This is a genomic window from Stenotrophomonas sp. PI_27 (genome assembly GCF_027854495.1).
Taxonomy (GTDB): Bacteria; Pseudomonadota; Gammaproteobacteria; order Xanthomonadales; family Xanthomonadaceae; genus Stenotrophomonas; species Stenotrophomonas pavanii.
Genome location: NZ_JAJNOF010000008.1, coordinates 161,665 through 175,726, shown reverse-complemented (window position 1 = coordinate 175,726; position 14,062 = coordinate 161,665). Strand labels below are relative to the sequence as shown.

At 68.7% G+C, this 14,062-nt stretch carries 14 protein-coding genes; 4 read left to right on the top strand and 10 right to left on the bottom strand.

Going from position 1 to position 14,062, the window contains the following annotated elements:
* Window positions 1–609 precede the first annotated feature (609 nt).
* The gene (locus LRM18_RS12570) at window positions 610–2,055 is read left to right on the top strand and encodes a GGDEF domain-containing protein (RefSeq protein WP_057494603.1); all 1,446 of its coding nucleotides are present in this window, start codon (window positions 610–612) and stop codon (window positions 2,053–2,055) included.
* Window positions 2,056–2,332: 277 nt separating this feature from the next.
* Here LRM18_RS12570 and LRM18_RS12565 read toward each other — a convergent pair whose 3' ends face one another.
* From LRM18_RS12565 to LRM18_RS12540, 6 genes are all read right to left on the bottom strand, one after another.
* Complete coding sequence (locus tag LRM18_RS12565; RefSeq protein WP_336297083.1) at window positions 2,333–2,659, bottom strand: DUF3916 domain-containing protein; 327 nt, start codon at window positions 2,657–2,659, stop codon at window positions 2,333–2,335.
* 485 nt (window positions 2,660–3,144) lie between these two features.
* Complete coding sequence (locus tag LRM18_RS12560) at window positions 3,145–3,483, bottom strand: hypothetical protein (protein WP_049469108.1); 339 nt, start codon at window positions 3,481–3,483, stop codon at window positions 3,145–3,147.
* Window positions 3,484–3,560: 77 nt separating this feature from the next.
* Window positions 3,561–4,502 carry a DegV family protein gene (locus LRM18_RS12555; RefSeq protein WP_049469102.1) on the bottom strand — a complete coding sequence of 314 codons (942 nt, stop codon included), beginning with the start codon at window positions 4,500–4,502 and terminating at the stop codon, window positions 3,561–3,563.
* Window positions 4,503–4,597: 95 nt separating this feature from the next.
* A complete protein-coding gene (locus LRM18_RS12550; RefSeq protein ID WP_270954742.1) occupies window positions 4,598–5,230 on the bottom strand; it encodes a 2-hydroxychromene-2-carboxylate isomerase in 633 nt (210 codons plus the stop codon).
* Window positions 5,231–5,250: 20 nt separating this feature from the next.
* Window positions 5,251–6,534, bottom strand: coding sequence for an amidohydrolase family protein (locus LRM18_RS12545; RefSeq protein WP_270954741.1), 1,284 nt, complete (start codon window positions 6,532–6,534; stop codon window positions 5,251–5,253).
* Window positions 6,534–7,943: an amidohydrolase gene (locus LRM18_RS12540; RefSeq protein WP_270954740.1), complete on the bottom strand. Its 1,410-nt coding sequence runs from the start codon at window positions 7,941–7,943 to the stop codon at window positions 6,534–6,536. The genes LRM18_RS12545 and LRM18_RS12540 overlap by 1 nt, the downstream gene beginning before the upstream one ends.
* Window positions 7,944–8,095: 152 nt before the next feature.
* Here LRM18_RS12540 and LRM18_RS12535 point away from each other — a divergent pair, with 152 nt between their 5' ends.
* Together LRM18_RS12535 and LRM18_RS12530 are read left to right on the top strand one after the other, a co-directional pair.
* Window positions 8,096–8,872 carry an AMP nucleosidase gene (locus LRM18_RS12535; protein ID WP_005419211.1) on the top strand — a complete coding sequence of 259 codons (777 nt, stop codon included), beginning with the start codon at window positions 8,096–8,098 and terminating at the stop codon, window positions 8,870–8,872.
* Between the two features lie 43 nt (window positions 8,873–8,915).
* The gene (locus tag LRM18_RS12530; RefSeq protein ID WP_049469087.1) at window positions 8,916–9,455 is read left to right on the top strand and encodes a DUF924 family protein; all 540 of its coding nucleotides are present in this window, start codon (window positions 8,916–8,918) and stop codon (window positions 9,453–9,455) included.
* 118 nt (window positions 9,456–9,573) lie between these two features.
* On the opposite strand, the gene grxD is transcribed toward LRM18_RS12530, so the two are convergent.
* On the bottom strand, window positions 9,574–10,500 hold the full coding sequence (grxD, locus tag LRM18_RS12525) for a Grx4 family monothiol glutaredoxin (RefSeq protein WP_049469085.1): 927 nt from the start codon (window positions 10,498–10,500) through the stop codon (window positions 9,574–9,576).
* 59 nt (window positions 10,501–10,559) lie between these two features.
* Between grxD and LRM18_RS12520 the strand changes: the two genes are divergently transcribed.
* On the top strand, window positions 10,560–11,339 hold the full coding sequence (locus LRM18_RS12520) for a polysaccharide deacetylase family protein (RefSeq protein ID WP_270954739.1): 780 nt from the start codon (window positions 10,560–10,562) through the stop codon (window positions 11,337–11,339).
* Between the two features lie 97 nt (window positions 11,340–11,436).
* Here the strand turns inward: LRM18_RS12520 and LRM18_RS12515 are convergent, their stop codons facing one another.
* Genes LRM18_RS12515 through LRM18_RS12505 form a run of 3 tightly spaced genes read right to left on the bottom strand, consistent with a single transcriptional unit; the run spans window position 11,437 to window position 14,056 of the window.
* Window positions 11,437–12,156, bottom strand: coding sequence for a class I SAM-dependent methyltransferase (locus LRM18_RS12515; RefSeq protein ID WP_270954738.1), 720 nt, complete (start codon window positions 12,154–12,156; stop codon window positions 11,437–11,439).
* Between the two features lie 4 nt (window positions 12,157–12,160).
* Window positions 12,161–12,778 (bottom strand): SGNH/GDSL hydrolase family protein, encoded by a 618-nt coding sequence (locus LRM18_RS12510; RefSeq protein ID WP_057494595.1) that lies wholly within the window; start codon window positions 12,776–12,778, stop codon window positions 12,161–12,163.
* Window positions 12,779–12,781: 3 nt separating this feature from the next.
* Window positions 12,782–14,056: a pyridoxal phosphate-dependent aminotransferase gene (locus LRM18_RS12505; protein ID WP_049469076.1), complete on the bottom strand. Its 1,275-nt coding sequence runs from the start codon at window positions 14,054–14,056 to the stop codon at window positions 12,782–12,784.
* Window positions 14,057–14,062: the final 6 nt, after the last annotated feature.

The window sequence follows — 14,062 nt, the reverse complement described above, 5'->3', positions numbered from 1 at the left end:
CGCGGCGTGTTGTTTTGCCGCAGTGGATCGCAGTGGTGGCATGCCAGCCCCACGACGCCCACACGCTGCACGCCCGGGGGGCTTTCCGGTAGTGCCGGCCGCTGGCCGGCAACCTGCCGCCGCGTGATTCCCACGGATGCCGGCCAGCGGCCGGCACGACCCTGGCGGTGCACGCGGAGCGTCGTTTCGCCGCAGTGGATCACGCCGCTGTGGCGTACCGGTCCATCACCCCCACGCGCTGCACGCCTGGGGGCCTTCCGGTAGTGCCGGCCGCTGGCCGGCAACCTGCCGCCCCGTGATTCCCTCGGATGCCGGCCAGCGGCCGGCACGACCCTGGCGGTGCACGCGGAGCGTCGTTTCGCCGCAGTGGATCACGCGGTGGTGGCGTGCCAGCCCCACCACGCCCACGCGCTGCACGCCTGAGGCCTTGCCGGTAGTGCCGGCCGCTGGCCGGCAACCTGCCGCCGCGTGATTCCCTCGGATGCCAGCCAGCGGCCGGCACGACCCTGGCGGTGCACGCAGCGTGTTGTTTTGCCGCAGTGGATCACGCCGCTGTGGCGTGCCGGCGCGCTATCGTGCGCCCATACGGCCTTGCGGATGGGGGAAGGCATGCCGGTAGTGCTGGCGCTGCTGTATGTGCTGTGCCATGGGCTGGTGCTGGCCCTGTGGCCCGGTCCCGCCGGGGCGGGTTCCTTCGTTTTCCTGACCGGCGCCCCGCTGCTGGCTGCGATCGCCTGCCTGTGGCGGGCCCGCCGCGACCGCGCGGCACTGGGGTGGCGCGCCACGGCACTGGCCCTGCTGCTGTGGGCCGGCGGCATGGCGTTCAACATGATTGATGCCCTGGGCGCCGGGCGTGCCGATTTCACCCCGCGCGCAAGCCTGTTCCTTTACGTGCTTTACGGTGTGCCCCTGGTGTTCATCCTGGCCCGGGCGCGCCGGGAACGGGTCAGCATCAGCCTGATCGATGCGGCGATGGCGGCGCTGTTGGGCGTGCTGTTCTTCGTGCACGCGCAGTCGTTTGCCGCCCGCGTTGACATCGACGACCACGCGCTGGCCAACATGCAACGCATGTTCGATATCCAGAACCTGTGCATCGCCGTGTTCGCGGTGGTGCGCTGGCTGGCCGGCGACGTCCCCGAGCGGCGCACCTTTTTCCGCGCGCTGGCGATGTATGCGGTGACCTACCTGTTGGTGGCGTACTACATCAACCACTACACCTCCGGCGATGCGTTCGGTGCCTATGCCGACCTGCTGATCGATCTGCCGTTCCTGCTGCTGGCGCTGCTCGCACTCAGCCAGGCACCGGCGCGGGTCCTGGCGCCGCATCCGCGGATGGCGCGCACGGTGCAGGCGGCCGGCCCGATGATCCTGCCGCTGCTGCTGCTGGTGGTAGGCACGCTGGTGGTCGACCACGCCCGGCCCCTGGCCGTGAGCGGGTTCGTGGTGGCGACGCTGGGGTTCGGCCTGCGCAGCATCCTGTTGCAGGTGGACCTGATGGAACGGCAGGCCTCGCTGGACCAGTTGGCGCGCCAGGATGGCCTGACCGGCGTAGCCAACCGGCGCGAGTTCGACGCGCTGCTGCTGGCCGAGTGGAACCGCGCACGGCGCAGTGGCACCGAGCTGGGCCTGCTGCTGTTGGATATCGATCATTTCAAGGCCTTCAACGACCGCCACGGCCATCCCGCCGGCGACCGCTGCCTGCAGGCCGTGGCAGCGGTCCTGAAGGCGAGCGCCGGCCGCGCCGGTGACCGTGTTGCGCGCTACGGCGGCGAGGAATTCGCGGTGATCGTGCCCGGAAGTGCGCTGTCGGGCGTGCTGGCACTGGCCGAGCGCCTGCGCGAGGCGGTGGCGGCGCTGCCGCTGCCTGAAGGGTCGGTCAGCATCAGCATCGGCGTGGGCTATTTGCATCCGCCAGCGATGGCCAGCGCCGATCAGCTGCTGGCCGATGCCGATGCCGGCCTGTATGCCGCCAAGCGTGCCGGCCGCAACCAGGTGGTCCTGCATGCACACGTGCTGGATGACGAGGGCAACGCGCACGGAACCATGGATTGCTGAGCAGGCCAGCCCGTCACGCGCTGCTGCCCGTTGCCGCCAAACCGCCTCATCCTGTTCGGCCAGGCCAATCCGGCTCGCCGCTGGTCGTACAGAACCAGCCTGTTTGGGGTTCCGGCCATCCAAGGACATCGCGCTTTACAGTCAGGCCGGAGCTGCGATCGTGCGCATAGCGCTGTACCGCGCCCTGGGTAGCGGCCGCCACTACCCGGCGGTTCGGTAGTTGCCAACCTTGGTTGGCAGCGCTTCCCGGAAGCGCCGACCGAGCTTGCGTTCTCGTTCACCAACGCCTGTCGGCGACCTCGCCGTAGAACCAGTATTCCTGTTCCAGACCGTCATCGTGGTCGGTGGGAGGAATGCTGACCTGCACACCTCGCTCCTCAACCCCTCGAGGTAGGACGAGCTGCCATTCGGCGGAAAGGCTGCGCGAGGTGATGGCGGTGACCTGACCATCCGCTGTCGAGGCGACGTGGCCCTGGAAGTACGCTTCGTCCAGGTAAAGGCAAATCTCGCTGGAGAACATCCCCGGCTGGGCGATGCAGCAGGTTACCCGCACATTAGCCTGTGAAGCGGGCCGCGACTGGATTAGATTTGCGCAGGCGCTGATGAGCGATTGGGCGCAGGCACGCTGGATTCTCAGGGTGGTGGCCGGGCTCGATCAGACCTGCTCGGGTCGGAACCTTGTAGTTCCAGTAGCGAGCTTGACTGCCCAGCTCCTCCGACGAGGGAAACGCACCGCTGAAGCAGTCAGCCCAATGCTGCAGGTCGCGTAGTCGGCGTGGGGCATCGCGCAGCTTCTTCTCGCCGCGCGTACCCGGCCGGGTGATGGCATCTCTGTTTCTCATTCCCATAGTGTGCCAGCCACATGCGCGGCGGGTTGGAAAGCGCCAACTAAGGTTGGCGCCTACCGGAGCAGGCTTCAGTAGCGCTGGGCCATGTCCGACGGTGCATCAGTAATTGCCACCCTTGGTTGGCAGTCGTTTGTGCAAGCGCCGCCCAAGGTTGGCGTCCACCCGAGCATGGTCATCGGCACCGGGTCGATCACGACACGGGCACGTTAGCGCCGCGCCGTGCCCGGCGGGGTAGGATGCCTCAACGCACGTCGCGCAGTTCCCAGTGGCTGCCGGCCAGCAGGCGCAGGCGCTGCTTGAACACATCGCTGTCGATGCGGGTGGTGGCCACCAGGTTGATGCGCAGGTCCTTCTGCTCACCGGTCACGGTGGCCTCGGGATCGGTTGCGCCCCACTGCGGCTCCACTGCATCCGGGTCGGGCTGCTTGGCCTTCCAGCGTTCGAACAACGTGCCGCTGCGCAGGGCATCCTGCAGCTCCTCGGCGAAGCCGGCGGCGCCCTGCGAATGGAAGGACAGGTCAGGGTCGTTGCCGCGTGCCTTGGACGGGTCGGGCAGGCTGATGTGGTACTGCGCAGGCATGGTGTTCTCCTTGAAGTGCGGCAAGGCTGGCACAACCGCGGTGGAATCGATGTGCAGAGTTCCGCGGCGGTTGGGCTTCATTCAAACCGATGCGGTCCATCGGCAAAGCCCACGGTGACCGCGCCCTTGCCGACGTTGACCATGCCGGTCAGGCTCATCACCGTTTCGTACACGGTTACGCCGTGGCCGGCGCAGACGTCCTTCATCTGGGCGTAGCCGGGCAGGGCGCGCAGTTCGTCCAGTTCACCGCCGTAGCTGATGCACACCGTCGGCGTCATCAGCCCGGCGCGCACGCGCTGGCCGACCACCGCAAACAGCTTCTGCACGGCGTTGTCGAAACCCTTGATCTTGGCCACCGGCCCGGTCTCGCCGCGGTAACCGTGAAGCACCGGCTTGATGTCCAGCGCGCTGCCCAGCGCCGCGCTGAGCAGGCCGACACTGCGGTCACCCTTGTGCCGCGCACGTGCGCGCATGTAGTACAGGTCGCGGGTGACCATGTAGCCGTGCACGTTGCCGGCCAGTTCTTCCAGGCGTTCGCGGATCTGCTGCACGCTGGCGCCACTGGCGCGCAGGCGTACCGCTTCCACCGCAGTCACCGCCTGCGCGGCGAACAGGTTCTGGGTGTCGAGCACGCGCAGCGCGAACGGCGAGTTGTGGCCGGCCGCCTGCCGCACCGGCTTGTAGTCGTTGAGGATGGCGAAGCTGGCCTGCAGCGCGTTGTCGTGGATCGGGCTGCGGGTCTTGGTGATGGTCATGCAGAACACGTGGTCGTAGTCGATTACCAGTTGCTGCAGGAACAGGTCGCGGATCTGGTTGACGCTGAAGGGAATGGTCTCCGCCTCGGCGCCGTGCTCGGCCACGTGCGCGTGCAGGAAGCTCAGGGTGGCCTGCTCATCGCGATGATCGGCCAGCACGGCTTCGCCGATCCGCACGGTGATCGGCAGCAGCACGATGTTGTGCTCGGCAATGAAGTCCTGCGGCAGGTCGCAGGCCGAGTCGACGACGATTCCGATGCGCATCCGCGGCTCCCCCTCCAGGGCGGTTGTAGGTTCGGAAACGTGAAATCTATCTCAAAATCTGGCGTGGCGCGCGCGGCAAATGCGCCACGCCCTGTTCAGCGACTGCGCTGCACCGCCACCGGAAGCTCGGCCAGGCGCTGCCATTCGGGCTGCTGCAGCAGGTCCGGGTCGGCCAGCACCGCCGCCATCAGCGGGTGGGCATCGTTGCCCCAGAACAACTCGCCATCGATGGCCAGGGTGGGGACGCCGAACACGCCGGCGGCAATGGCGGCCTCGGTGTTGCGGCGCAGCTGCTCCTTGACCGCCGGCGCGGCGATGGCATTGGCGACATCCTCGATCCCCAGCCGCGCAGCCGGTTCGCGCAGGGCCTCGGCACTATCGCCCGCGTGCCCCTCGCGCCAGATCCAGTCGAACAGTACGTCCACCGCTTGCGTGCCGGCGCCAGCAGCCAGGCACAGCCGCAGGGCGGACAGCGGGTTGAACGGATGGCCCGGCGGGAAGTGCAGCGGCGTGCCCTCGGCCTGCGCCGTCCACAGCAGCTGGCGGTACATGAAGCGGCGCTTGGCCGGAATCTCGGCCGGCCCGAGATTGCCCAGGTGGTGCAGCACGGCGCCAAAGGCGATCGGCACCGGCTGGATCCGCGGGAACTGGGGCAGCTGCTTCAGCTTCTGCCAATGCAGGTAGGAGTACGGCGAAACGAAGTCGAAATACCAGCGCAGGGTGGCCATGGTGGTGTCCTTCAATGCGGTCAGGGCTGCGCGTTGCGCTGCAGGTAGCGGTCACGCAGTTCGGTCTGGCGCGAGCGCATCGGCATCGCCCGGCCGCCCAGCCAGACCTGTTCGGCATAGTGCGCCACGTCCAGCGGGTCGCCCTCCCACAGCACCAGGTCGGCACGCTTGCCCGGCTCGATGCTGCCGATCTGGTCGGCCACGCCGAACGCCTGCGCCGGCACCCGGGTCAGCCCGGCCAGGCCGTCGGCCCAGGGCAAACCGTTGGCCACGGCATTTCCGGCCAGCTGGCGCATCTTGCGTGCGTTGTGCGAAGCATCACCACGCTGCACGAACGACACGGCCACGCCGGCCCGTTGCAGGCGTGCCGCGTTTTCCAGCGTAGCGCCGATCTGGTCGAAGCTGGCCGGCAGGTTGGACAGCACGTCGACGAATACCGGCACCTGCGCGGCTGCCAGCTCCGGTGCCAGCTGCCAGGCTTCGCTGCCACCGGCAATGGCGATCTTCACCCTTTCGCGGGACGCCCAACGCAGCAGCTGGCGGATGTCCGCGGCGCGGTCCACCTCCACCACGATGCGGCCCTGGCCGGCCAGGTAACGGCCCAGGGTGCGGCGCCCGGCCGGCGTCAGCAGCGCGTGCGGCGAGTCGGCGGCAACCTGGCCGCGCGCCTCGTCCACCATCTGTTGCAGCAGCATCCACTGCGCAGCGCGCGAGTGTCCGGTCAACTCCACCGCAGCCGACCCCAGGCGCAGGAACAGCGCGCGCGGGCCGAGCGGGTCGGCGCTGCCGTCCAGCCGCATCACACCGCCCTGGCCAGCAACGAAGCCGCCACCGGTGGCGGCCCCCAGCGCAGTGAAGCCGATGCCATCCAGGCGCGCCACCGGGATCAGCACCGAGGCCGGGTTGTAGGCCAGGGTGACATCGAATTCGGGGCGCAACGGTTGTTCGCCGATCTTCAGCGTGCTGTCGACCGTGCTCGCTTCACCGGAGACTTCTTCGATGCCGATCTCGGTGATGCCCCCGAACAGCGCCGGCGTCAGCGGGCGCCCATCGGCGTCGACCACGGTTGTGCCGGCCGGGGCGGACAGGCCGCGGCCGACCGCGCGGATGATGCCGCCCTGCACCAGTACGTCCGCGCCCTGCAGGCTGCCGCGCGCGCTGGCCGTATGCACGGTCGCGTTGCGCACCAGCAGGTCCTGCGCCTGTGCGGATGCGGAAAGGCAGGCCAGCACCATGACCGTCGCGCCGAGCCATGCCCGGCGGCCCTTCGCCGCAGACCGCGCCAACTGCTTGAGCGCCACCATCAGTGCACCTCCTGGCCAAGCTGGAAATCGGAACGTGGCGTGGCCGCAGGTACGCTGCGGTCGTACAGCCGGCGGCCGTCGATGAAGACCTGCTCGGCCAGCGCGTAGGAGCTGAAGGGGTTGCCGTTCCACACCACCACGTCGGCCATCTTGCCGGCCTCCAGGGTGCCGGTCTGGCCTTCGATGCCCAGCGCCTTGGCGGCGTTGGCGGTCATCCAGGTGATGGCGTGTTCGGGGGCGATCTCCGGCATGTGCGCCCGGCGCGCGGCCGCGATCACCTTGGCCGCTTCCTGGTTCAGGCGCTGGATGCCTTCGGGTGAATCGGAATGGACGATGGCGCAGCTGTTCTTCGGCCGGTCGACCAGTGCGATGTTCTCCGGGATGCCATCGAAGGCTTCCATCTTGAAGCCCCACCAGTCGGCCCACAGCGCACCGCAGACGCCGTCGGCGGCCAGCCGGTCGGCCAGCTTGTAGGCCTCCACGCCGTGGTGGAAGGCTGCCACCTTGAAGCCGAATTCCTTGGCCAGGTCGAGCATGGTGGCCATCTCGTCGGCGCGGTAGCAGTGGATGTGCACGCGGATGTCGCCTTCGATCGCGCCGGCCAGCGTGTCCAGCTTGAGATCGCGCTTGCCGCCGGCATCACCGGCGCTGTCGCCCTTGTCGCTGCCAAACCAGCCCTTGCGCTTGGCCGGCTTCGGTTTGTTCTTGGCGATGTAGTCGGCGGCATCGATGAAGGCGGCACGATAGCCGGCGACGTTGCCCATCCGCGTGGCCGGGGTCACGCCCTTGCCTTCGCCGTAGACCCGCTTGGGGTTCTCGCCACAGGCCATCTTCAGTCCCCAGGGTGCGCCGGGAAACTTCATCGCCTGGTAGGTGATGGCGGGGACGTTCTTCAGGGTCACGCCGCGGCCACCGACCAGGTTGGCCGAGCCCGGCAGCACCTGCATGCTGGTCACGCCGCCGGCCAGCGCGGTGGCAAAACCCGGGTCCTGCGGCCAGACCGAGTGCTCGGCCCAGACGTTGGCGGTGACCGGCGCGGTCATCTCGTTGCCGTCGCTGTGCGCGCCGACGCCCGGGCTGGGGTACACGCCCAGGTGCGAGTGCACGTCGATCAGGCCGGGGGTGACCCACTTGCCCTGCGCATCGATGCGGGTGACACCGACGTCGGCCTGCAGCTGGCGGCCCACGGCGGCGATCCGGCCCTCGCGCAGCAGCACGTCGGCGTTGTCCAGGCGCTGGCCGGTGCCGGTCAGCACGGTGGCGTTCTGGATCAGCACCGGCGCATCGGGATGCGCCTGGTAGGTGCTGGGGTAGGGATCGGCGACGAAGCGCGAGGCGCCTGTCGCGGGTGCGGTTGCCAGTGAGAGCAGCGCCAGCCCCAGGCTGGTGCGCAACAACGGTGATGCCATGCAGTTCCCCTCGCAGCGTGATCCAGCCGCCGACGCTAGCCGGGCGATGGCGGGCTTGCCAAGTGACCTTCTTCACAGGCCTGCCGACGGTCGCTCGACGGCACCGGCCGGGTGGCTGAAACTATGCGGTCCCCCGCCGTACCGGACTGCCCATGAAGAGCAAGCAGGAAATCGTCGACAACTGGCTGCCGCGTTACACCGGCGTGCCGCTGGACCAGTTCGGCCAGCACATCCTGCTGACCAATTTCGGCGGCTACCTGCACACCTTCTCCGCGCTGACCGGGGCCCCGGTCATCGGCCTGGACCGGCCGATGGCCAGTGCCACCATCGATGGCATCACCATGATCAACTTCGGCATGGGCAGCCCCAATGCCGCGATCATCATGGACCTGCTGTCGGCGGTGATGCCCAAGGCGGTGCTGTTCCTGGGCAAGTGCGGTGGCCTGAAGCGCAAGAACCAGCTGGGTGACCTGGTGCTGCCGATCGCGGCGATCCGCGGCGAGGGTACTTCAGGTGACTACCTGCCGCCGGAAGTGCCGGCGCTGCCCGCCTTCGCGCTGCAGCGTGCGGTCTCGACCATGATCCGCGACCTTGGCCACGACTACTGGACCGGTACCGTCTACACCACCAACCGCCGGGTCTGGGAGCACGACGAGGCCTTCAAGGAGCGGCTGCGGGCGATGCGCTGCATGGCCATCGACATGGAAACCGCCACCGTGTTCGCCGCTGGCTTCGCCAACCACATTCCCAGCGGCGCACTGCTGCTGGTGTCGGACCAGCCGATGATCCCCGACGGGGTCAAGACCGAGGCCTCCGATGCCAAGGTCAGCTCCCAGTTCGTGGAAAACCATATCCAGATCGGTATCGAGGCGCTTAAGCTTATCCGGCGCAACGGCAAGTCGGTCCGCCACCTGCGCTTCGACGAATGATGATGATGGCCTGGCGCGGCGCGCCGGCCCTGGGGAGTAGGTAATGGACGTTGCCGCGCACGTGGTGGAATTCTGGAAAGAGGCGGGCCCTGCGAAGTGGTTCGCCCGCGACGACGCGTTCGACGCGCAGTTCCGCCAGTTGTTCCTGGATGAGCATTACGCTGCGGCATCGCGCGCGCGCGAGCATTGGCTGGGCAGTGCCGAGGGCGCGCTGGCGCTGATGCTGCTGCTGGACCAGTTCCCGCGCAACTGCTTCCGCGGTACCGCCCACTCCTATGCCACCGATGGCCTGGCCCGGCACTACGCCATGCGCGCCATCGAGGAAGGCCTGGACCTGCAGCTGGTGCCGAAGCTGCGCGCCTTCATCTACCTGCCGTTCGAGCATTCCGAGGACCCGCTGGACCAGGACCGCTCGGTGGCGATGTTCGACGTGCTGGGCGACAAGGAATACCTGCAGTACGCCGAACTGCACCGCGACATCATCCGCCGCTTCGGTCGCTTCCCGCACCGCAACGCCGTGCTGGGGCGCATCCCCTCGCCGGAGGAACTGGACTACCTGGCCGAGGGCGGATTCGCCGGCTGAAAAAAGGGGACGGAGGGGATTAAGTCGTTTATGCCACAAACGACTTAATCCCCTCCGTCCCCTTTTTAGGGGTCAGATCGCCTTTCCGCAGGAAAGGGCTCTGACCCCGGGCCTTCAATCAGTACTTCGGCACGCCGTTGTCGACGTCTTCCGACCAGGCGTCGATGCCGCCGGTGACGTTGAACACCTTGGTGAAGCCCAGGGCGCGGAACTGCTCGGCGGCCTGCGCGCTACGGCCACCGTGGTGGCACAGGAAGGCCAGCGCGGTGTCCTTGGGCAGGGCCTCCAGCGCGGCGCGGCCGTTGCCGTCGAAGGTCTTGAACGGCACGCCCACGGCAGCGATCTCGCGCTCATCGGCCGGGCGCACGTCCACCAGGGTGATGGTGCCGGCGCGCACCAGGTCGTCGGCATCGCGCACGCTGATTTCCTGCACCGGCTTGGGCGCATTCGGGTTGTCGATGGCCAGACCCTTGCCGCGGATGTCGTCCACCCAGTCGATGGTGATGCCGTTGGCGCGACGGGCGCTGGCCAGGTCGAACTGCACGCGCAGGCCGTTGGACTCGGCGGCAATGGCGCCTTCGTCGTGCGGGGCCAGCTGGAAGTTCGGCTGGAAGCGCGCGTCGATGGTCAGCTGCAGCGCAGCGCCCGGGGCATCGGCCAGCGCGCCCTTGAGCATTTCCACGGCGGCCGGGGTGACGGTGATGCTCGGCGGGGTGCGATCCGGAGCGGCCAGGCCGAGCACGCTGCTCAGCTCGCCGCTGGCGGCCATCTGCAGCACGATGTCGCTGCCACCGACCAGTTCGCCGTCGATGTACAGCTGCGGGATGGTCGGCCAGTCGCCATAGGCCTTGATGCCTTCACGGATTTCCTGGTCGGCCAGCACGTTGACGTGGGCGAACTCGACGCCGAGGTCCTGCAGGGCGCCCACGGCCTTGGCCGAGAAACCACACTGCGGCATCGACGGCTGGCCCTTCATGAACAGCACGACGCGGTTGGCGTTGAGGATGGATTCGATGCGCGAACGCAGGGCGGGATCGAGGGACATGGACGTCGGGGTTCCGGGAATTCGAATCATCAATTCTACCCCTCATGGCATCATGGGGGATGAGCAACGCAGGAACATTGCATCGCATCCCGACCCGGCCCTGGCGCTGGCTGCCCTGGCTGGTGGCGTCGCAGCTGGCGGTGATCCTGGTCTGGGCCCTGGCCGGCTGGCGCTGGGGGCTGCCCGTGATGGTGGCTAGCCACGCACTGTTCCTGGTGCCGGTGTTCCTGCCCAACAGCCGCTTCTACGCGCCGGTGCTGAGCCGGTTGCCGGAGGCCGGCAACAGCGTCTGGTTGACCATCGATGACGGTCCCGGCCCGGAAACCCGCGCCGTGCTCGACCTGCTGGACCAGCACCAGGCCCGCGCCACCTTCTTCCTGGTGGGCGAGCGCGCGCTGGCACAGCCGGAACTGGTGCAGGAGATCCTGCGCCGCGGCCACGACCTGGGCAACCACAGCCACAGTCATCCACAGGCGCGCTTCTGGCGGCTGGGCCCGGCAGCGATGCGTGCCGAGATCGAGGGCTGCCAGCATGCGCTGCAGGCGGTGGGCGGTCGTCCGGTGCGCTGGTACCGCTCGGTGGTCGGCATGACCAATCCATTCGTGGCGCCGGTGCTGAAGACGCTGGGACTGGTGCGCGTGGGCTGGAGCGCCCGTGGCTACGACGGTGTCGGCTGCACGCCGGAGGGCGTGCTCGACCGCCTGCTGCCGGACCTGCGGCCGGGCGCCATCGTGCTGCTGCATGAGGGCGCCGCCCACGGCCACAACCTGGCGATCATCGCGCGCGTGCTGCAGGTGCTGGACGAGCGTGGGCTGAAGGCGCGGCTGCCGGTCCCGTAACGCCAGCCTGGTGATATGGAGCAGCCGAGCATGGGCTCGGCGCTGCAAGGGTTGGCGATCATCCTGTAGCGCAGCGCCGCACATGCTGCGCTCGGCGCTACGACGCGGGGCGTTCGGCCACCAGCAACCAGCTGTTGAACGGCGTGCGCCCGTGCAGGGCGCGCGGTGCCGTCACCGTCAATCCGGCCTCGGCCAGTGTCGCCTGCAGCACCTGCGGGTCGGGGTAATGGCGCGGTCGCGTGCCCATCCAGCCGACCAGCCAAGCCAGCCGGTCCGCCACCCGCGTGGTGCGGTCGCGGCCATCGCCGGTGGCCAGCGGCGTGCGCAGCAGCAGGCGACCACCGCGGGCGACCCGGGCACTGGCCGCGCGCAGCAGCGCCTGCTGTGGGCCCGCATCCAGGTACTGCAGCACATCCAGCAGCAGCACGTGCCCGGCCTGCGCAGGCAGCGGAGCCTGCACGTCCAGGCAGTTGAAACGCACAGCGGGCAGGCCGGCGGCGGCACGCTGCGCACGGGCAATCTTGCCGGCGTCCACGTCCACGCCCAGGTAGGGCTGGGAGCCGCCGCGCTGGCGCAGCACGTGGGCGAACAGGCCCAGCCCGCAGCCCAGGTCCAGCACCGGTTGCCCGTCGCCAGGCAGGTGCTGCAGCACGCCGTCATACAGCGGGTCGCTGCCCAGCTTGCTGCGGGTGTAGTAGTAGTCGCGGCGGCTGGCCCAGGCGTGCGCGGGGCGGAATGCCTCGGCGATCGCACGGGCCTGCGGTGCGGCCAGGGGAGTGCAGGGCAGGGGCGAGCCGTTCCGTGGCGTGCCGTCCATCGCCTCAGTCCGTTCCGCCAAGCAGGTGCGCGGCGACCGGCAGTGCGCGAGCGCTCCACAGTGCGTACATCCGGGCCGACGGGTGCAGGCCATCGTCGGCGATCATCGCCGGATTGCCTCCCTGGTCACGGCTGATGTCGGTGATGTCGACGAAGGCCACGCCCTGCTGGGTGCAGATCACTTCGGCGGCCGCGTTGAATTCGTCGGTCTCGATCTCGATCGCGGCCAGGTCACGGCCGCTGCCGATACCGAACGGGGTTGCGCCCCAATCGGGGAAGGACAGCACCAGCACGCGCCCGGGACGGCCACCGGCCAAGCCGATCGCCCGCTGCAGCAGGGCCTGGAACTGCACGCGGTACTCGTCCAGCGGTCGGCCGCGGTACTGGTTGTTGACGCCGATCAGCAGGCTGACGAAATCGAACGGGCCCTGCGGCGCGGCCGCATCGATGCCGGCGTCCAGCTCGTCGGTGGTCCAGCCGGTGGTGGCGATGGTCTGCGGGTCGGCCAGCGCCACATCCTGCGCACGCAGGGCGGCGGCCAGCTGGTGCGGCCAGCGGCCTTCGACCGCAACCGCTTCACCGATGGTGTACGAGTCGCCCAGCGCCAGGTAGGACAGCGCCACGGCTCAGGCCACCGAGCGGCGCGGCTTCAACGGCACGACCTTGGTCGCGTCCTCGGCACGGCGGGCCAGCACGCGGTCGATGCGGGCAAACACATCGCGCATCACCGACGCTTCCGGCAGCAGGGTCACGCGGAAATGATGGCGGTACGGCACATTGAAGCTGGAACCCGGCACCACCAGCACGCCTTCGTTGTTCATCAGGTCCAGTGCGAAATTGTGGTCGTCGAAGCCCTTGGCGGCGGCACCGACCACGGCTGGGAATGCGTACAGCGCACCGGCCGGCGCGACCAGCGACAGGTGCTCGCTGGCTGCGCAGGCCTCGATCACGGCGCGGCGGGTTTCATACAGCCGCCCGCCCGGGGTGCACAGTTCGGAGATGGTGTCCGGGCCGTTCACTGCGGCCTCGATGGCGTACTGGCCCGGCACGTTGGCGCACAGGCGCAGTGCGCCCAGCAGGTCCAGTGCAGCGCGGAAATCGCCCAGGCGTGCGTCATCGCCACTGAGGTGGGCCCAGCCCACGCGCCAGCCACAGGCGCGGTGCACTTTGCTCAGGCCACTGAAGGTCAGGCACGGATGGTCGCCGGCCAGCGGCGCGACCGGCTGGAACACCGCATCGTCGTACAGGATCTGGTCGTAGATCTCATCGACCAGCAGCAGCAGGTTGTGGCGGCGCGCGATCTCGACCACGCGCTCCAGCAGTTCGCGCGGGTAGCTGGCGCCGCTGGGGTTGTTCGGGTTGATCAGCACGATGGCGCGGGTGCGCGAGGACACCAGCGTCTCGATCTCGCTCGGGTCCGGCTGGAAGCCGTTCTCGGCGGCGCAGCGGTAGTAGACCGGGCGGCCATCGTTGAGGATGGTCGAGGCCGACCACAGCGGGTAGTCGGGTGAAGGCACCAGCACTTCGTCGCCCGGGTTGAGCAGGGCGCGCAGCGACAGGTCGATCAGTTCACTGACGCCGTTGCCGACGAACACACGGTCAGGATGCGCATCCGGCGCGCCACGGCGGGCGTAGTACGCGGCGATGGCTTCGCGTGCCACCGGCAGGCCCTGCTGGTGGGTGTACGGGTCGGTGCGGCCCATGTCATCGGCGATCGCGCGCTGCAGGTGTTCGGGTGCACGGAAACCGAAGTTGCCCGGGTTGCCGATGTTGAGCTTGATCAACTTGCGGCCCTGCGCCTCCAGCTCCCGGGCTCGCCGCGCCAGTTCTCCGCGGATTTCGTAGCGCACTTCGGAAAGGCGCTCGCGGATGGCCAGGGGCTTGGGCGAGGGGGTGGACATGGGGCT